Origin of the sequence: Brevundimonas sp. NPDC007368 (genome assembly GCF_042869015.1) — a bacterium.
Taxonomy (GTDB): Bacteria; Pseudomonadota; Alphaproteobacteria; order Caulobacterales; family Caulobacteraceae; genus Brevundimonas.
The window spans coordinates 107719-126720 of record NZ_JBIAFA010000001.1 but is presented as its reverse complement, the minus strand read 5'-3'; the positions used below and the strand labels follow the sequence as shown (position 1 = coordinate 126720).

The window sequence follows — 19002 nt, the reverse complement described above, 5'->3', positions numbered from 1 at the left end:
AGGAGAATGGCATGACGAACCTGACCGCGGGTCCCTCCGCCTTCCAGCGCCCTGCCGCGACCGCCCTGCGTCGTGCGGGCCTGCGCGCCGCCGTCTGTCTGGCGCCCATGGTCATCCTGGCCGGCTGCGCCGCCTTCCCCGAAATGAACACCACGGTGTCGCGCCCCGACACTCGAGTCGAAGGCGCGTCACAGGACGGCCTGATCGCCGGCGGCGTCAATGTGGATCGCGGCTCGCGCGCCCAGAACAACATCAGCACCCTGGCCGTCCCTGGTCCGCCCGCTCCCGCCGGTCCGACCCGCCTGCCGGCCACACCGGAGCAGATCGCGGCCCTGGTCTCGGACGAGATGGTGGACGCCAACCTGTCGCCCCAGGCGATCCCCCAGTTCGCCGCCACCGTCTTCGGCGGCGTGCTCAAGGTGCCCTTCACCCTGGCCCCCGACGTCGCCACCCGCAACGAAGTCATCGCCGGGGGCAGCGGCGGCCCGATCAGCAAGCGCGCCCTGTTCGCCCTGACCCAGCAGGCGCTGAAACAGTATGGTGTCGAGGTCTATGTCGACGGCGGCTTCGTCACCGTCGGGGCTTCGCCGCAAGGCGGCACGGGCACCGAAATCAACCGCAGCCGAAACCCGTCCCCGACGGCGGGTCGGGTGGTGCAATTCTACACGGTCCAGACCATCGAAGTGAACGTCCTGCAGAGCCTGCTGCAAGACCTCTATCCCAACCTGTCCGGCGCCCGGATCACCCCCGACGTGATGAACAACAGCCTGATCATTTCCGGCTCCGGCCGCGAGGTGGGCCAGGTGGTGCGCGCCCTCCGCGAGATCGACCAGCCGCGCTTCTCCGGCGCCGAGGTGTTGCGCGTCGAGCCCTCCTTCTGGTCCGCCGAGGCTCTGACCGAAGCCCTGAACCGCGTCCTCACGACTGAGGGCTATGTCGTGTCCACGGTCGATCGGACCGGGCGGGCGCTGGTCATCCTGTCCTTCCCCACGGCCAACCAGATCCTGATCTTCGGCCGTGATCCCGAAATCCTGGCCCGCGCCCGCTACTGGGCCGAAACCCTGGATCGGCCCGCGGCGCTCGGCGACAAGGCGTCCACCTTCGTCTATCAGGTCAAGAACACCGACGCCGCCTCGCTGGGCCAGCTGGCCATGGGTCAGGCGCCGACGACGGCCCAGGCCCGCCCGCCGGTCGGCGTCCCCGGAACCCCGCCCGCCCAGGCTGGCAGCGGCGCCGGCGGCCAGCAGACCTCCGCACGGCAACAGGGCGCCAATGGCCAGGGCGGCGGCCAGTTCATGAACGGCCAGGTTCTGACCGATCCCATCGGCAACCGCATCATCTTCACCGGCACGGCGACCGAGTTCGCCCAGCTCCGTTCGCTGCTGACGACGCTGGACACGCCTGCGCCCCAGGTGGTGATCGAGGTCATGGTCGCCGAGGTCACCCTGAACGACAACACCAGCCTGGGCGTGCAGTTGTTCGGCACCGATGTGCGCGGTGACGGCACCCTCACCGGCAGTACGGAGGGCATCACGATCGGCAGCGGCGGCCTGCTGATGAGCTTCACAGGTCCCGACTTCCGCGCCCGGTTGAACGCCCAGGCCGGCAACAACCGCGTCAACATCCTGCAACGGCCGCAACTGGTGGCCCGCAGCGGCGGCCAGGCTCGCTTCCAGGTCGGCACCGACGTGCCGATCATCACCTCACAGCGCGCCAGCGACAATCAAAGCAATAACGGCACGGACATCCTGCAAAGCGTCCAGTATCGTCAGACCGGCGTCATCCTGGACCTGCAGCCCGTCGTCTATGGCGACCGGGTCGACATCACCATCAGCCAGGAAATCTCGGAAGTCGGCGATTCAGACAACCCCGCCATCGCCAGCCCGCCGATCCTGAATCGCAGCCTGACCACTCAGATCGCCATCACCGACGGTTGGACCGGCGTTCTGGGCGGCCTGATCAGCAACAACTACAGCAAGGTCAACACCGGCGTTCCCTTCATCAAGGACCTGCCAGTGATCGGTTCGGCCTTCCAGAACAACTCGGTCAAGGGCAACCGCACCGAACTGCTGATCCTGATCACGCCGCACATCCTGCGCGGCGACGAGGACATGGCCGACTACGCCGACCGCTACGCCAGCGACATGAACGCGGCCTTCCGCACCGGTCGCGGCTGGTCCTATACGCTGACGCCGTTCAACGTCGGCTATGGCGTGCGCGGCGTGGGCTTCGACCTGCCGTCGCCCAACCGACCGTCGGATCGCCGCGCCACGGAGCCGCAAGCGAGCACCGTCCCCTCCGCGACGGCCTCCCCCGCGCAGACCGAGCCGCAGAGCTAGCTTTCCAGCAGCCTCCGCCAGCCGACCCGGTCGAATACCAAGGGTGCAGGGGGCCTTCCCTGCGCCCTTTCGACCACAACGGTGACCCGGTACAATTGCACCTCGAATGCGCCCTGGCCCGCCGGGAAGCCGGCGTTGACGCGGCGCTCGCCTCTGGGTTCAGCCGACCAGATCACGACGTCGCCGCCGGGCAACTCGATCCGCCCTTGCGGCTGCGCCATCGGATTGAGGCTACGCGTCAGGGCCAGGGCGTTCTCCTGAACCGCCACCTGTTCGATCGCCAGGGCCGCGCGCTGCTGGTTGCGCGTCATCTGAATCTGCAGCTCGAAGATGGCCATCAGGGTCATCGAAGCGATGGCCAGGGCCACCAGGGCCTCGATCAGGCTGAAGCCGTCGCGCCCCCGCCCTCGCGTCCGCATCAGACGACGCCTTCGTAAACGCTCGACAGGGCCAGAACCAGCGACAGGGCCACGAAGCCGACGACGATGGAGATGATGCCGATGGCCATGGGCTCCAGCAGGGCCGTCATCCGTTTCATCCGGTCGCGCAGCCGCGCCTCGTAGTTGTCGGCCATGAAGCCGAACATGGCGCCGATGGCCCCCGACTTCTGACCCGCGCGCAGCAGGCTGAGGTCCATGGCTTCCAGCCTGGTGTGCGACCCCAGGGAGGCGTCCAACGTCATGCCGGCGCGCAGGTCGCTGTCCAACAGATCGAGGCCCTGACGAAAGGGCCCGATCGGCACCGCCGCCCGCGCCAGCGCCGCCGCCGACAGCAAGGGCACGCCGTTGTTCAGGGCGAATGCCGTCAGCCGCGCCCAGGACGCGACCTCGCGCGCCTGGATCACCGCCCCGACGACCGGCAGGCCGTGGGCCACGGTATAGGCCCGCTCGCGGAACGCCTTGTTCGTCACGATGAAGAAGATCGCGCCGGCCAGCAGGAGCGCCGCGACGCCGACCACGCCCAGGTTGGCGTTGGCGAACTCGCCCGTCTCCAGCACCCAGCGCGACATGGCGGGGATGTTCTCGCGGTCGTCGCCGATCATGGTGGCGAAGCGCGGCACCACCTGGGTGAAGATGAAGCCGATGGCGGCCACCCCGGCGAAACCGAGGAAGGCCGGATAGGTCATGGCGTTGGCGAAGTCGCGCTGCAGCCGGTCCTCATAGGCCATCTGCTCCGCAGCCTCTTTCAGCACATCGGCGATGCGGCCCGAGGCCTCGCCGACCCGGGCCATGGCGTAGACGTAGTCAGGGAAACCGGGGACGTGCTCCTCCAGAGCGTCGCCCAGCGAATCGCCGCGCCGCAGGGCGCCGATGGCGGCCTGGAACTGGCGCTTGCCCTTGCGGGCCTGCATGCCTTGGGCGACCGTATCCAGCGCCTCCAGCAGGGAGACGCCCGCTTCCAGCATCAGCGCCATCTGACGCAGCACCAGAACCCGCTCGCCGGTACGCAGGCCGCGCTCGCGGCCCTCGGCCTTGGCGGCGGCTGCGGGCTTGATGCGGACGACCGTCAGGCCGTCGGCGGCCAGGCGGCGCATGGCCGCGGCCTCGTCGGCCGCGCCGATCAGGCCCTTGACCATCCGCCCGTCGCGACCGGCGGCCTCATACTGGAAGGTCAGGGTGTCGGTCATACGGCCGCTGGCGGGAAGAAGAGACGACGGACCATAGGATGGGTGATCCGTCCGACCAACAGGGGCTGCGGCGTGCTGCGGCGATAGGGATGGCCCCGAATGGCTTCATACTCGCGCCCATAGACGTCGCCCAGCGAGCCCTCGCCTTCATCGGCCGGGCGCCCGATCCCGCCCGCCTGGGTGGTGGCGCCATAGTGAAGCTGGTGGAAGGTGCCTTCGCCAATCAGCATGACCAGAGGCGCGCCGGCGTCCGCAACGGCCCGCTCGAAGAAGTCGTAGTTGGCGTAGCCGCCGCCCAGCGCCTTGAAATTCTCGTCGAAACCGCCGAGGGCTTCGAACCTTTGGCGGCTCAGCACGAAGAAGGTCGTCTCCGGGGGCGCGACGAAGGCGCCCTCGCGATAGCTTTCGCCCAGGGCGCATATCTCGAACAGACGATAGCCGTCCGCGGGCCAGGCGATGTCGGCCAGAAGCCGATCCTCGACATCGCGATCATAGCCTTCCGTCACCGAGACCTGCTGCACCTTGGGCCCCAGATGGAAACCCAGGGTGGTGACGAAGGCGTCGGGGTGCAGACGCGAGGCCTCCAGCGCCGCCTTCATGACGCCGGGCGAGGCCATCCGGGCGCCGTCGATGACGACCGCGATCAGTTCGCCCTTCGCCAGGGCGGCGGCGCGGTTGATGGCGCGGCAGGGCGACACGCCCCCGTCATCGACCCGCAGAACCGTGACGTCTGCGTCAGCGGGGAACCAGTCGCGTCGCACGGGCTCGGCCGAGCCGTTGTCGGCGACGATGACCTGAACATCCTCGGGCCTCATCCCGATCTGGTAGGGCGACAGCAGCGACTCCACCGTCCGGGGCAGTTCGCGGCCCATGTCGAAGCCGACGACGATGACCGAAACCAGCGGCGTCATGCCGCCAGCTCCTGCAGCCGGCGCCACAGATCAGCGTGGCCGGCAGGAACCTCGCCCTCGGCTTTCTGATGGTTCAACTCGGCCTCACGGAAAGACATGGGCCGCGCCGCATCCAGACCCAGACGCGCCGCAGCCTCGCGGACACGGGCCTCATAGTCCGGCGCGTCATAGTCGATGACGTCGAAGGCGATCTGATCGCGCCAGCGGATCAGGGCGCGATTATAGGTCGCCCAGATGCCCAGGCCGCGCGACTGGTTATAGGCGTTGCGCGCCGTCAGCGACCCGGCCACGGCCAGGGGATGGCGGATCGAGCCGATCAGTTTGAGATCAGGCAGAACCTCGAACCAGCCGTCCAGCAGCACGGTCGCGCGCGGGTCCTTGAACCCCCAGGGCAGCGGCAGGGCGTCATAGTCGGCCAGAACCGCCTTCAGATCGGCGCGCTCCTGGGCCGTCCAGGCCACGGGCTCGGTCGGCGGATTGTCCCAGGCCGCGCCGACCCGCGCCAGAACGGCGTCATGCACCGGCCAGAAGCGCGGGTTCTCGCGATTGCCCTTCTTGTTGTGGGGAGCGGAGGTGACCACGTCGCCCAGGCTGAGGCCCAGGTCCTCCAGACAGCCCGCCAGGCAGGAGGTTCCCGAACGGTGCATGCCGATGACGGCGACAGGCGGCAGACTCATTCACCGGCTCCGGCGATTCGATAGACTTCAGACAGGGCCGTCTCGCCGCGACGCGCCTTCAGGAAGCCGTCATCGGCGAAGCTGAGGAAGCCCTCGCTGCGGGCGGCGACGGTCAGTTGGTCCTCGTCGGCCGAGGCGCGCATGCCGGCGATCAGGGCCGGCGTCATGGGCGCCAGTTCATAGACGCCGACGCGGCCGCGGAAGCCGCTGCCGCCGCACTTGGCGCACCCGACCGGCTCGCGCCAGGCGGCGGGCTCGCGCTTGGCTATGGTCCGCAGATGGGCGGGGATGGCCATATCGTGAATTTTGGCCTCGGCGGCGGTCGAGGGACGGGCGCAGTCGTCGCACAGGCGACGGATCAGGCGCTGCCCCGCCACGCCGCGCATGACGTCGGCCAGCAGATAGTCCTCGATGCCCAGATCCAGCAGACGGGGAATGGCGGCCAGGGCCGTGTTGGTGTGGACGGTCGAGATGACCATGTGGCCGGTCAGGGCGGCCTGGACGGCGATTCGCGCGGTTTCAGGGTCGCGGATTTCACCGATCATGATGACGTCGGGGTCCTGGCGCAGGATGGAGCGCAGGCCGGCGGCGAAGGTCAGCCCGATCTCGGAACGCACCCGCACCTGGATGACGCCGGGCAGGTCCAGCTCGACCGGGTCTTCGACCGTGATGATCTTGCGCTCGCCGTCGTTCAGGTGGGTCAGCAGGCGATAGATGGTGGTGGTCTTGCCCGAGCCGGTCGGGCCGGTGATCAGGAAGACGCCGTTGGGGTGTTCGGCCAGACGCAGGAAGCCCGTTTCCTGTTCGGGGCTGACGCCCAGTTCGGACAACTGCGGCAGGCGGCTGGTCTTGCCCAGCAGACGCAGGACGATGGATTCGCCCCAGGAGCACGGCAGGGTCGAGACGCGCAGATCGACTTCCTGCCCCGAGACGCGGATCGACTGGCGGCCGTCCTGCGGCAGGCGGCGCTCGCCGATGTCCATGCCGCTGAGCAGCTTGATGCGCGAGCAGACCGCGTCGAAGTTCGAGCGCGGGGCGCTGCGGGCCGTCGTCAGGACGCCGTCGATCCGCATACGGACGAGGAAGCGGTCCTCATAGGGTTCGACGTGAACGTCGGAGGCGCGCCGCGTCAGGGCCTCGGCGAAGACGGCGTTGACGAAGTCGATGGTCGGCGCTTCCTGCGCCAGTTCGCGCAGGCGGGCGGCGTCGGCGCCGGCCCCGCCGGAGCCCATATCCAGCGCCGGGGCGTGGTCGCGGCTGAGGTCCTCGGTGAGGGCCTCGATCAGGGAGCGCTGGGCCAGCAGAAAGACGACAGGCTCGGCCGTCGCCTGACTGATTCGCTCGGCCAGGGCGGGGTCCATCGGCTGAACCGCGGCGCAGAGGATGCGCGAGGCCCCCTCTTCGCCCTCGCGCCAGGCCACGGCCTCGCGTTCGGCCCACCAGCCCAGGGGCGAGCGAATCTCGTCGAGGAAGGTCGAGATGCGTTCCGGCGCGGGCCCGTCCTCGGGCAGCAGGACCGCCAGGCCCAGCTGCTCGGAAAGAACGTCGAGAAGCTGGGCTTCGGACAGGGCGCCGAGACGCACCAGGTTGAGCCCGATCAGGCCGCCGTTCTGCGCCTGCAGCGACAGGGCGTTGGCGATGTCGGCGGGGCGCACCAGGCCGCGCTCGACCAGCACCTCGCCGAGACGGCGCGCGACGGGACTGAGATTGACGGCCGTAGACAGGGTCACGAGGGGGAGGTTCCGTCGACGAAATCAGGCGCTAGCCTTGAAGCTCGGGGAGCAGGCCCAGAACGACAAAACGCATGTTGGTCGACGCCGGCGCCATCGACCGCAAGAAGGCCAGGGTGTTTCCAGCAGCGCCACCGACACTGAAGGTCGCATTGGTGAAGCGGCAGTTGTCGAAGCCGGGAGGCACGCCGCCGCTATAGTTCAGCTCTGCGTCCTTGAAATCGACGTTGATGAAGACGTTGCCGTCCAGCGTGACTTCGCCGGTCAGGGTTTGATCTTTGAATTCGGCCACGGGGCTCTCCAGCAGGAACAGGTCCGTGTGATAGCCGCTGACGGCCGCATGGCGCAAAGCAAAAGGCGGCTTTGACGCCGGGTATCGGCTTCTTCGCGCGCGTTCAGCCCGGCTTGCGGCGAGCAGGGCATAAAAAAAGGGGGAGCCGAAGCTCCCCCTTTCCCAACTGATCCGAAGATCAATCGCTTATCAAGGCACGTTAACTTGGTTTTGGTCCGAAGCAACGGTGCCGCTGTTCAGTTCCGTGACCGAACCGTTGGCCAGGGTGGCGTAACGGCGGGCGGTGACGGTGTTCGACGGAGCTTCGACGCTGATCTGCACGTCGCCGCGGCCGAACTCGCCCAGGGCGGTCGTCAGGGTAGCCGTGTTGATCACGCGCTCGCCGTTGGCGGCGATGCTCGGGAACACTTGAACCGGAGCAGCGGCGGGGGTGTAACCGGCGCCAGCGTTAACCGAGTTCAGGACCTGAGCATAGACAGGACCCGTAGCCGCACCGGCGATGTTGCCGAGACGGATGATGTTCGAGGTGCCGGTAGCGCCCTGGATCGCCGTGCTGTTCATCCACGGGAAGACGACGTTGGTGCCGTCACGACCGATGGATTCCAGATCGCCCAGAGCCGGACCTTCCTGGTTGTACGAAGCCGTGTCCAGCTTGTAGCTGACCGAGGCCTTGTAGGTCGAGGTCGGGATGGCGGTGGCGGCCGCTTCACGCGTGACGATGAACGGAACGCCGCTGACGGTCGGAGCAGCCGGCACTGCCGAGGCAGCGATCACGAGCGAGGTCGCAACGGCACCGCTCGAAGCCAGCGTGGCTTGCGTGGCGCCCGTGTTGATCACCATCGGGTTGGCGCCCAGGGTAACCAGACCGGGAGCGGCATTGAAGGCGTTGTAGTTGCCGTCGACGGTGACGCTGGCTTCGGTCACGTCACCCAGGGCGACCTGATTCTTGGCCAGGTCCTTGTAAGCCGTCGTGTCGACGACCAGCTTGATGGTGCCCAGTTGGCCGACCGTGGCGGTTTCACCAACGCCGTGAGCGTCGGCGCCGACCTTGAAGGTCGTGTAGACCGGGTTGGCGGTCAGGGTGGCGAAGGTGTCGCCCAGGGCGCCGCCGCCGATGGCGCTGTCGAAGACGACCTTGAAGGCGTCGACGCGCGACAGGACCTTCAGGGTGGCAGCCGACGGCGGATCGATCGGAGCGCCGGCTTCGGTCGTCAGCGTGGTCGTGACCGAGACTTCAGCGCCGGCGTTCGGCTTGATCGGCAGGTCCAGGTTGGCCAGGTTGCAGCCAGCGCCGGCGCTGGAGACCAGGAACTTGGCGGTGGTGCTGCCAGCAGCGCCGCCCGACGACAGAACGCTGGTGCAGCCCGGAGCGACGACAGCCGAGGAAGCCAGGGCCGTGTCGAACGTGCCGCCGACCAGGTCGATCTGGACGAAGTTGTTGCCCGAGGGGAACTGAGCGCCGGCCGACAGGGTGCTGACCAGAGCGAAGGTCGCGGACGTCGGCGTGGCCACGGACGATTCGAGAGCCAGCTTGTACGGCAGGCTCGGGCCGCCGGTTTCCCCAGCGTCGATGTCCGTGGTCGGAGCAGCAGCGGCGCGGAAGGTCAGCGTGTGAGCGCTGGCGGCGCCAGCGAAGGCCATGACCGACACGGCGGTCGCAGCGAGAAGAACGTTCTTAGTCATGTGGTCTGGTACCCCAAAAGAAACCTGTTGTGTGGACGTAGCCAACGTTGAAACGCCTTTCGGCCACAGTCCTAGACAGATTTCTCTGACAAAGCTGCGTCCACGGCAGTTTCTCCATATCTCGCCGCAATCGCGCTGGTCAAGCGGGTTTTCAGACAAACGGCGCTCGCCCGGGAGGCGAAAGACAAGTGTTGATGAAGAGTTACCGATGTCAGCTGCGCGTAGGCCGCAAGGCAAAATCATGACGCCAGAAAACTCGATACGTAAATCTTAAGCAATCATCTGCGGCCAAGCTAAAGGCTGCTTCAAACAAATTTCTGCAGCGATAACATCCGAGGCGATATAGACGCGTAGAATATACAAATAGACGACAATATAATCATTCCGGCAGCGCTTACAGGGATATGAATAGCGCCACATTAGTTCTTGATGAGTTGGATTGATGCCCGCTCGGATGGACGATTCCGTTCTCCATATCCGGAAAATGTTGCAGCCGAGACACGTTGCCTGCATCTGGCACGTCACGATCCCACAAGGTGAGAGAAGACATGCAATCCCCCAACCGCTACATGAACGAATCGATCACCCGGCAACGGCTGACCACGGAAGGTCATCGCGGCATCGTCGGCGGCATGTGGGACGTCATCGGCCCGCTTCAGCGCGACTTTCTGGTCCAACAGGGCCTGGCGCCCGGCGACAGGGTGCTGGATGTCGGCTGCGGCGCCCTGCGCGCCGGGGTTCATCTGACAGACTATCTCGAGCCGGCCCGATACTACGGGATCGACATTTCGGCCTCCTTGCTGGAGGCGGGCTATGAGCACGAGATCGCTCCCACCCCGCTGGCCGACAAGCTCCCCCGCTCTCACCTTCATGCGACGCCTGATTTCGAGGCGCCGTTCGGCGTAATGTTTGATCTCGGCCTCGCGACGTCTCTCTTCACCCACCTGCCGATCGACTACTACAGCCACAGCCTTGAGGCCCTGGCGCCGGTCTTCAGGACAGGCGCGCGGTTTTTCGCGACGGTCTTTGAGGGATCAGGCGTGGTCAATCGCCCGGACGGCATCGTCACCTATGACGACCGCGACCCCTTCCACTTCCGCCAGTCGAACCTGCATGCGGCGACGCCCAGCGGCTGGGCCTTCAAGTGGATCGGCGAATGGGGGCATCCGCGCGGCCAGATGATGATCGAGCTGACCCGCCTGGGTTGAAACAGGACTCCCCCTGACGCAGGATCCCGCACGGCCCTGCGTCCTCGATCAGCCCCCGCAGATAGCGGCTGTAGTCATTGCCCCCCATCGTCGCCGCCAGCCGCTCCAACTGGCCGGCGTCGATGAAGCCCTGACGCCAGGCGATCTCTTCGGGACAGGCGATCTTGACGCCCTGGCGCTGTTCCAGGGTGCGCACGAACTGGGCCGCGTCGATCAGGCTGTCGGGGGTGCCGGTGTCCAGCCAGGCGTAGCCCCGCCCCATGCGCTCGACCGACAGCTGTCCGCGTTCCAGATAGGCGCGGTTGACGTCGGTGATCTCCAGCTCGCCCCGCGCCGAGGGCCTCAGGTTCGCGGCGATGTCGACCACCTGCTCGTCATAGACATAGAGGCCGGTCACGGCCCAGTTGGAGCGAGGCTGCGCCGGCTTTTCCTCAAGCGAGCGCGCCCGCCCCTCCGCGTCGAACTCGACCACGCCGTAACGGCCCGGATCATTGACGTGATAGGCGAAGACGGTCGCGCCAGAAGGCCGTGCGAAGGCGGCCGCGAACAGGTCGGTCGCGCCGTGGCCGTAGAAGATGTTGTCGCCCAGGATCAGGGCCGACGGCCCGCTCGCGACGAAATCCGCCCCGATGACATAGGCCTGGGCCAGACCCTCGGGCCGGGCCTGCTCGGCATAGGTGATCGAGACGCCCCACTGGCCGCCGTCGCCCAGCAGGGACTCGAAGGCGGGCCGGTCATGCGGCGTCGTGATCAGCAGGATGTCGCGCACCCCGGCCAGCATCAGGGTGGTCAGCGGGTAGTAGATCAGCGGCTTGTCATAGACCGGCATCAACTGCTTGGAGACCGCGATGGTCATGGGGTGCAGGCGCGAGCCCGTGCCGCCCGCCAGAATGATGCCCTTCATTTGTTCGCCCCCGCGCTCTGCGCCGCCCAGTCGGCGATCCGCTCCCGCCAGCCCGGCAGGACCATTCCAAAGTCGCGCGCGAAGGCGGCGCTATCAAGCCGGGAATCCTGAGGACGTCGCGCCGCACAGGGCCATTCGGATGTCGCGATGGCCGCCACGTGCGGCGGCGTCTGGCCGCCCAGACGCGCCCAGGCTTCAACCGCCGCCTCGGCGATCTCATGCCAGGTCGCCGCTTCCGAGCCCGCCACATGATAGAGCCGCTGCGGCGCCGCCCCCCGCGTCAGCCATTCAGCCGCGACGACGATGGCCCGCGCCAGATCGTTCACGTCGGTGGGGCTGCCGGTCTGGTCGGCGACGACGCGCAGATCCCGCCCCGTGGCCGCGCGTTTCAGGATGGCGTCCACGAAGGAGCCCCCCTGCCCGCCCAAAAGCCAGGCGGTGCGCAGCACCAGGGCCTGCGGGTGCTGGTCGAGCACCTGTCGTTCGCCCTCCAGCTTGCTGGCCCCATAGAGGTTCAGAGGCGCAGCCTCGTCCGCCTCGATATAGGGACGGCCCAGCCGACCGTCGAAGACGAAGTCGGTCGAGACATGGATCAGATCGGCGCCCGTCTCGGCAGCGGCCTCGGCCAGACGGCCCGCCCCCGCCGCATTGACCGCGAAGGCGGCCTCCCCTTCGCTCTCGGCCAGATCGACCCCGGTGAAGGCGGCGGCGTTGACGATCAGGGCGGGGCGATGCGCCTCAACCCAAGCCATGACCGCCTCGACATTCGTGATGTCCAACTCGGCGCGACCGACCGCGACCGGACGCCAGCCCTGCGGCCAGGCCGCCCGCATGAGGGCGCGCGCCAGACGGCCCCGCCCGCCAGTGATCAGCACCCGACCCGCGTCGGAGCTCACGGCAGAGGCCGAAGTCGGGTGAAGGGCCGCGCCTCGCGGTCGAAACGCCGGTTGTAGAAGGGATCGGCGCCGAACTGGGCGCCCCAGCGGCTCCACAGCAGCCGGCCCGAGGCCTCGGCCACCTTGAGCTTCTCGCCCTCGCGGCTGAAGCCACGCGTCTTGGACTCCAGATGATAGAGGGCGACATGGGGGTCGTAGAGCACCTTCAGACCCTGGCTCTGGGCCCGCATGCACAGGTCCACATCATTGCCCTCGACGGGGAAGTGCGCGGCGTCGAACCCGCCGAGCGCCTTGAACTTTTTCGCCTCGATCGCCAGGCAAGCGCCGGTCACGGCCACCGTCCGGTGCAACAGGGCGTGACGCCCCAGGTAGCCGGGATCGCTGGAGGCCGCCCCGACCCCGTCGTGGATCAGGAAGTTGGCCTCGCGCTCGCGCGCCACGAAGCCCGCGTGCTGGATCGTGCCGTCGGCGTAGAGCAGACGCGCGCCGACGCAGGCCACATCCGGCCGCTCGGCCTGAGCGGCCATCTCGTCCTGCCAGTCGCGACTGATCACCACCGTGTCGTTGTTGAGGAAGACCAGGACCTCGCCGCGCGCCTGCTCCACCGCCAGATTGTTCATCAGGGCGAAGTTGAAGCGGCCTTCGTAGCGGACAATGCGCGCCAGGCCCCCGGCGCTCAGTTCGGCCAGATAGGCCCGGGTCGCCGGATCGTCGCTCTCGTGGTCGATGACGATCAGATCCAGCCCGGTCTGATTTTCGGCAGCGGCGGCCAGGACGCTGTCCAGACAGGGCTTGAGCAGGTCCAGCGCGTTGCGCGTGGGGACGATCACGCTGACCGTCTTGCTGGTCGGCCGGCGCTTGATGCGCGCGGCCCCGGCGACGGTCGCGCCGAACGGATCATCGGCCGCGAGGACCGAGACGGACGGATCGGACGCGAGCGCGGCGCGGACCGTTTCGACCCATGCGCCGTCGGTCGGCGCCGACTGGCGGCTCGAGAACAGGATGGCGGACGCCTGACCGATCCGCTTGCCCTCCAGCGCAAGGCGCAGGACCGCCGCGGCCTCGTCGCCACGGCTCGACGGCGCGTCTTCGCCGTGCCGGAAGGCGACGCAGGCGCCGACGTAGGGCGTCTGGCACAGAAGGTCGAGATCGAAGGCCGGTCGCAACTGCGGCGTGTGCCGACGGGCAGTGGTCGCCTCGCCCCCTTCCTCGAGATGATCGGCGTCCGCATAGACCGCCGCCACCTCGGGATCGGCGAAGACGCCCGCGAAAACCGAAAGCGCTTCGGGCGCCAGAACGCCGCTCGCCGGCAGGCTCAGACAGAGGTCGAAAGGCGTCGCCGGAGCGTCAGGGTCGAAGGCCGCGATCCGATCGACCGGCCGTCCCGTCCAGGCCAGGCGCGTGCGCAGCGAATTCAGATGTTGAAGACCGTGTTCATCCAGGCCGCGCACCTCCAGCATCCAGTCGTCATGAGTCTGGGCCAGGACCGCCATGACAGCGTCCTCGACCTCGAAGGCGTCGGCCCCATCGGCATGAAGACGCACAAGAACATGCGCGCTCTGGCCGCTTGCCAGCGGGCCGGCATCGGTCGTGCGCCCATAGGTTTCGGCGTAGCCGGCGTAATCCTGCAGCGGATAGCTCAATCGGGTGACCACCTGCGGAAGGGTGTTCTGAATCCGGTCCAGCGCCTCCCGCAGACTGCGTAGTTCAAGCGTCAGGGCGTCATAGGATTCCGGGCTGGACGGGGGGGCGGCGTGCTCGCCCGCCGTCAGGCGTCGCCCCGTCTCGGCGTCGCGTATCTCGACAAAGCGCCCGCCCGCCGCCAGCCGATCGCCGACAGGCAGACGGAACCCGGCCCGCCCTTCGCCGCCGAACCGGTCCTGCAGCTCTCGCCGAACCAGATCGGCCTCGCCGGCCGAGACGAAGCGTCCGTCGATCCAGACTTCGATCCTCAAGGGCTGATCGGGCGCGCCGCGATCCATCGCCCACCCCTCGACCCAGTCCCAGCCGATGCTCTCGATCTGCGCCTGACGTCGGAACTGGGCCGCGTTCTCGACCAGGTAGTTCAAACCGTCCCAGGCCTCGGGCCAGAAGGGGCGCGTGGAGCTCAGGCCGACGACTTCCTGGAACACCGGATCGGCGAAAATGGCAAGATAGAGCGTCGGCCAATAGTCCGCCCTTTCGATAACCAGGGCGGTTTCCGCCGAGACCGGCATGCGCGCGCGTCCCCAGCTCCGCACCTGTTCCGGCACGTCCCCGGCGTAGAAGTCGGTGTCCGGAGGGCGACGCTCGGAAAGCGGGATCAGAACCCGATCGCGGAACTCGGGGCCTTCGAAGAACACGCTCAGCAGGAAAGGCAGCTCGTGCGCCATGAAACCTTCGATGGCGGCCGGGTCGGCGGGGCGCCCCAGCGCCAGACCGTACAGCCCTTCGATGTCCTCACGTGTCACCGCGCCGGATTGGTCTTGCTGAATCTCGCTCTCCATCGTCTGACGCCTTGTTCCCGCGAAGCGCCCCGCTTAGCATCGGCACGGCTTCAGCGGGAACCTCCTTCTGCCGCACACCGACCTTGAAACCGCCGGATCGCGCGCCTCCCTTGGCGCCAGGACCAGACCTTAGCCAATCGGACCTTCCATGAGCCTGTCGCCCAAGGCCCTCTTTCGCAAGCCCAAGGCTCAACCGCTGATCAGGGCGGGGGACCAGGCTCGCGACACGCGCAATTGGCTCGGCGCCGCGGAGGCCTACAGCCGCGCGCTGAAGATCAAGCCCGAACGCGCTGACGTCTGGGTTCAGCTGGGCCACGCCAAAAAAGAATCCGGCGATCTTCCGGGCGCGGAAGCCGCCTATCTGACGTCAATGCGCCTAGCCCCCAAGGTCGCCGACACACACATGCAGATGGGGCATCTGCGCCGCCTGCAGCAACGCCTGGAAGAAGCCGCCGCCTACTTCCTCGACGCCGCTGAGCTGGACCCGACCCTCTCCTATCCCGTCGACGCCCTGATGCAGTTGTCGGCGCAAGGCGTGAAGATGGATCTGGCGCGCGCTCAGGCCGTGGCCGGCCGCGCCGGCCTGACCGCCTTGGCCGAGCCCCAGCCCGTGACCATGGAATTGGTGGCGCAACAGCTGGACGCCGCGCTCGCTCGACTTGCTCCGGCCATCCGCGAGGAAAACGCCGCCCTGATCCAGGCCCTGATGGGCGGGGTCGCCGCCGCCGAGAAGCTGGCGCCGCAAATGCCCCCTGAAGCAGCCCAGAACGCCGGGCTCCACCTCGTCTTCGACATCTCGGACCTGGCCGGCTACTTCAATGTGGCCCGCCTGCCCACCGGGATCCAGCGCGTGCAGATCGAGGTGATCTCCGGCCTGCTGAATAGCCCGCGCGCTGGTCTGGATGTCGCCGTCTGCACCTTCTCCAAGGAACGCGATCTGTGGGTCGAGGTGCCGCGCGACCTCTTCCTGCGCCTGTGCGCCCTGTCGCTGGAAAGCGGCGACGTTCAGGACGCCACGTGGAAGACCGCGGTCAAGGGCCTGAAGGCGCTCACCGACCTCTCGCCGGAGTTCGCCTTCCGACGCGGCGCCTGCCTGGTCAATCTGGGGACCTCCTGGTGGCTGCAGAACTACTTCCTGCACGTCCGCAAGGCCAAGGCCCTCTACGGCATCCACTATGTGCCGTTCGTCCACGACATGATCCCGATCATGACGCCCGAGCACTGCGTCAAGGAACTGACCCAGGACTTCATCAGCTGGGCTCTCGGCGTCTTCGCCCACGCCGACCACTTCCTGACCAACTCCGAAGCCTCCAAGCGCGATCTGCTGGCCGTCGCCGATCAACTGGGTCACGCCGTCGACCCGGCGAACGTTCACGTGGTCCGCCTCGACGCCGACTTCCGCAAGCCGTCCATCAGCGTGCCCGTGACGCAGACCCTGGCCCGTTACGGCCTGTCCGAGGGCGGCTACGTCCTGTTCGTCTCGACCATCGAGTCGCGCAAGAACCACCTGAACGCCTTCAAGGCCTGGCTGGAGCTGATCCAGAAGCATGGCGCCGCCAAGGTTCCGCGCCTGGTCTGCGTCGGCAATCGCGGCTGGCTGAACGACGCCGTCTTCTCCAAGCTGGAGACGAACCGCGAGCTCGGCGCCAAGGTCATGATCGTTTCAGGCGTGTCGGATCCCGACCTGGCCAACCTGTATCGGGCCAGCGCCTTCACCCTCTATCCCAGCACCTATGAGGGCTGGGGCCTGCCGGTCACGGAGTCCTTCTGCTACGGCAAGGCGGCCCTGCTGTCCGACGCCTCGTCCCTGCCGGAGGCGGGCGGCGATTTCGCCGACTATTTCCGCGTCGGCGACCAGGCCGAGTTCGTCGCCCGGCTGGAACGCCTGATGCTGGACCTGCCCTATCGGCAATCGCGCGAGCGGAACATCGTCGAGCATTTCAAGCCGCGTCCCTGGCGCGACCTGGGCGTCGAGATCGGCGACCGGATGCTGGCCTGGTTCCCCGCGGGTCAGGCCGACGCCCTGCCCGCCGCCCATGCCCCGACGCCGGGACGCTATTATTCGATGCGACGCGTCGACGCCCTGGCCATCCACCGCGCTATGGAATCCGCCGAGCGGTTCCGCAGCGGTCAGGGCTGGTGGTTCCCCGACGACTGGGGCAACTGGACCAAGCCCCAGGGCGGACAACTGACCCTCCGGCTGATCGGCGACCAGCCGCTGCGGCTCTACCTCGGTCTGCGCGGCCTGACAGAAGACGAGCAGCCCTACACCGTCGCCTTCGGGGGCATGGTCGCGCAATCCGGGACGCTGGAACCGCAGGAAACCCGCTGGGTCGCGCTCCGCGTCCAGCCCGACGCATTCACTTCCGGCGAGTTGACCATCAGTCTGAAGGGCGACAAGTTCGACGACTTCGCCATCGGCACCAAGGGCGTCGATGTCCGAAAGAGCGGCCTGGGCCTCGTCGGATTCATGATCTGCGAGGAGAGCGACCTCCTGTCGCGGACGGACTTCATGGAAGCCATGACGCTGGACCAGCTCGACAACCTATATGACACCTAAGACCGCCAGCGGCCGCTAGCCTCTTCACTCCTGTTGTCTGCCTAACCTACCGGAAATCCCATGTCCGACACGATCTTGAGCCTGACCGATCTCGCCAACGCCTCAGGCTCGGACAAGGGTACGACGCACCCCTACCCCCACCATTACACCCGCATCTACGACATGCTGTTGCAGCCGCACCGACATAGTCTGGAGCGGATGCTGGAGATCGGCCTGATGGCTGGTGGACCGGAAGTAGGCGGCGACGCCGATCGTGTGGTCCGCACCGCTCCTTCAGTGGAGATGTGGCTGCGATTCTTTCCCAAGGCGCAAATTTGCGGCTTCGACATCAGCGATTTCTCTTGGGTCGATGACGCGCGCTTCAACTTTGTGCGCGGCGACAGCGGCATTCAGGCCGATCTGGAGCGAGCGGCGGCACAAGGTCCGTTCGACCTGATCATCGATGATGGCTCGCACGCCTCCTTCCACCAGCAACTGGCGTTCAAGGTCTTGTTCCCGCACCTGCGCCCGGGCGGACTCTACATCATCGAGGACCTGCAATGGCAGTCGCCCTTCTACGAAGACGACCTGCCGGCCACCCACAAGACCTGCGACGTCATCGACAACTGGTTCAAGACCGGCTCCTTCCCGGAGTTCCCGGCATCAGAGCTGATCGGTCTGCGTGAACTGGACAAGGACATCGCCTTCGCCACTGTATTCAATCAGCCATTCTCGCACGGTACCGTCATTCCCAAGATGGCGGTGATTCACAAGCATCTGAAAGCAGATCAGCCGGATCAGTGATCAGCCTTTGTAGCGAGCTCTGAACTCGTCGCTATTGATCATGTAGTCGGCGATCGTCGCCACGCCGTCCCTAAGCCCGCAACGCGCAACAGTCCCGACATAGGCATTCTGGGCCCCGCCATCGATCGGTCGTCCCAGGATGCCTTCGTACAGACCCGTGACTGCTTCCAGCGCGCTGGAACCGGAGGGCGTCAAAACTTCCTGCTCCCCGCCGGAAAGCACCCGTGACACTTCGGCGCGGATATGAGCCACACGCGACCGCATGTCGCGCGAATTGGACCGCAGGTGTTGCCGAATGAAGCTCGCCCACGCCGAATTGATCAGGTCTGGCGATTCCACCCACATGGCCGCCTTGTAGTCGTCCGACGCCGCCAGAATTTCATGCAGGATCGACTGATCATCCGGCCCACCTGCAGGGAAGTTGGCGACATCAGCAATGCGGGGCCAGGCATCGAGGCAGCGATCATGCCATTCGCGCGCGAACTGCACCCCGATGTCATGCGACAAATTGACGAAAAAGACGCCAGCATTGACGTCCCACCAATTATCTGACGCCAGAGAGGTCGTGAAGATCGCAGCGCGATCCGCATGCTGTTCAAGGTAATGAGCTACATCGAAGGACTGGTCTTCGATCCAAGCGTCCGCGTCCATGTAGCAGACCCAACCGGTCACGCCCCGGCGCAGCATCTCGTCCAAAATGAAGACGCGATTGAAGGTGGCGTGCCAAGGGTGCTTGCCATGCTTCAGGCCCAGAAACATCTCGTAGGATAGATTACGGCCCTGCGCGTAAGCTCGGACCGCCTGTGACGTGATTCCGACCATCTCGGCGTAGTAGAAGGCGTCAGCTGTCTGGACAAAGGTGACGGACAAAGAAAACCTCGGATCAAATCAGGCCGTTCACGTCGC

15 protein-coding genes are annotated in these 19002 nt (G+C 66.8%); 4 read left to right on the top strand and 11 right to left on the bottom strand.

Going from position 1 to position 19002, the window contains the following annotated elements; genetic code table 11:
- Positions 1 to 11 precede the first annotated feature (11 nt).
- Positions 12 to 2339 (top strand): secretin N-terminal domain-containing protein, encoded by a 2328-nt coding sequence (locus tag ACFYLW_RS00580; RefSeq protein WP_390182432.1) that lies wholly within the window; start codon positions 12 to 14, stop codon positions 2337 to 2339.
- On the opposite strand, the gene ACFYLW_RS00575 is transcribed toward ACFYLW_RS00580, so the two are convergent.
- From ACFYLW_RS00575 to ACFYLW_RS00545, 7 genes are all read right to left on the bottom strand, one after another.
- Positions 2336 to 2758 carry a prepilin-type N-terminal cleavage/methylation domain-containing protein gene (locus ACFYLW_RS00575; RefSeq protein ID WP_390182431.1) on the bottom strand — a complete coding sequence of 141 codons (423 nt, stop codon included), beginning with the start codon at positions 2756 to 2758 and terminating at the stop codon, positions 2336 to 2338. The two genes, ACFYLW_RS00580 and ACFYLW_RS00575, sit on opposite strands and share 4 nt — an antisense overlap.
- Positions 2758 to 3966, bottom strand: a complete 1209-nt coding sequence (locus ACFYLW_RS00570) for a type II secretion system F family protein (protein ID WP_390182430.1) — start codon at positions 3964 to 3966, stop codon at positions 2758 to 2760. Before ACFYLW_RS00570 ends, ACFYLW_RS00575 begins: the two co-directional genes overlap by 1 nt.
- A complete protein-coding gene (locus ACFYLW_RS00565) occupies positions 3963 to 4877 on the bottom strand; it encodes a glycosyltransferase family 2 protein (RefSeq protein ID WP_390182429.1) in 915 nt (304 codons plus the stop codon). The genes ACFYLW_RS00570 and ACFYLW_RS00565 overlap by 4 nt, the downstream gene beginning before the upstream one ends.
- Entirely contained in the window at positions 4874 to 5554 is a 681-nt protein-coding gene (locus tag ACFYLW_RS00560) for a hypothetical protein (protein WP_390182428.1), read from the bottom strand. Before ACFYLW_RS00560 ends, ACFYLW_RS00565 begins: the two co-directional genes overlap by 4 nt.
- Positions 5551 to 7284 (bottom strand): GspE/PulE family protein, encoded by a 1734-nt coding sequence (locus ACFYLW_RS00555; RefSeq protein ID WP_390182427.1) that lies wholly within the window; start codon positions 7282 to 7284, stop codon positions 5551 to 5553. Before ACFYLW_RS00555 ends, ACFYLW_RS00560 begins: the two co-directional genes overlap by 4 nt.
- A gap of 31 nt (positions 7285 to 7315) precedes the next feature.
- Positions 7316 to 7576, bottom strand: coding sequence for a hypothetical protein (locus tag ACFYLW_RS00550; protein WP_312062128.1), 261 nt, complete (start codon positions 7574 to 7576; stop codon positions 7316 to 7318).
- 189 nt (positions 7577 to 7765) lie between these two features.
- On the bottom strand, positions 7766 to 9259 hold the full coding sequence (locus ACFYLW_RS00545; RefSeq protein WP_390182426.1) for a hypothetical protein: 1494 nt from the start codon (positions 9257 to 9259) through the stop codon (positions 7766 to 7768).
- Between the two features lie 548 nt (positions 9260 to 9807).
- Here ACFYLW_RS00545 and ACFYLW_RS00540 point away from each other — a divergent pair.
- Entirely contained in the window at positions 9808 to 10467 is a 660-nt protein-coding gene (locus ACFYLW_RS00540; protein WP_390182425.1) for a class I SAM-dependent methyltransferase, read from the top strand.
- Here ACFYLW_RS00540 and rfbA read toward each other — a convergent pair.
- The 3 genes from rfbA to ACFYLW_RS00525 are packed head-to-tail and all read right to left on the bottom strand — an operon-like array spanning position 10400 to position 14753.
- A complete protein-coding gene (rfbA, locus tag ACFYLW_RS00535; RefSeq protein WP_390182424.1) occupies positions 10400 to 11371 on the bottom strand; it encodes a glucose-1-phosphate thymidylyltransferase RfbA in 972 nt (323 codons plus the stop codon). The two genes, ACFYLW_RS00540 and rfbA, sit on opposite strands and share 68 nt — an antisense overlap.
- Complete coding sequence (gene rfbD / locus ACFYLW_RS00530; RefSeq protein ID WP_390182423.1) at positions 11368 to 12267, bottom strand: dTDP-4-dehydrorhamnose reductase; 900 nt, start codon at positions 12265 to 12267, stop codon at positions 11368 to 11370. The genes rfbA and rfbD overlap by 4 nt, the downstream gene beginning before the upstream one ends.
- Complete coding sequence (locus ACFYLW_RS00525) at positions 12264 to 14753, bottom strand: glycosyltransferase family 2 protein (RefSeq protein WP_390182422.1); 2490 nt, start codon at positions 14751 to 14753, stop codon at positions 12264 to 12266. Before ACFYLW_RS00525 ends, rfbD begins: the two co-directional genes overlap by 4 nt.
- A gap of 148 nt (positions 14754 to 14901) precedes the next feature.
- Between ACFYLW_RS00525 and ACFYLW_RS00520 the strand changes: the two genes are divergently transcribed.
- Positions 14902 to 17313 carry a glycosyltransferase gene (locus tag ACFYLW_RS00520; protein WP_390182421.1) on the top strand — a complete coding sequence of 804 codons (2412 nt, stop codon included), beginning with the start codon at positions 14902 to 14904 and terminating at the stop codon, positions 17311 to 17313.
- Positions 17314 to 17373: 60 nt separating this feature from the next.
- Positions 17374 to 18096 (top strand): class I SAM-dependent methyltransferase, encoded by a 723-nt coding sequence (locus ACFYLW_RS00515; protein ID WP_292082244.1) that lies wholly within the window; start codon positions 17374 to 17376, stop codon positions 18094 to 18096.
- Here the strand turns inward: ACFYLW_RS00515 and ACFYLW_RS00510 are convergent, their stop codons facing one another.
- On the bottom strand, positions 18097 to 18966 hold the full coding sequence (locus tag ACFYLW_RS00510) for a hypothetical protein (RefSeq protein WP_390182420.1): 870 nt from the start codon (positions 18964 to 18966) through the stop codon (positions 18097 to 18099).
- Between the last annotated feature and the right edge of the window lie 36 nt (positions 18967 to 19002).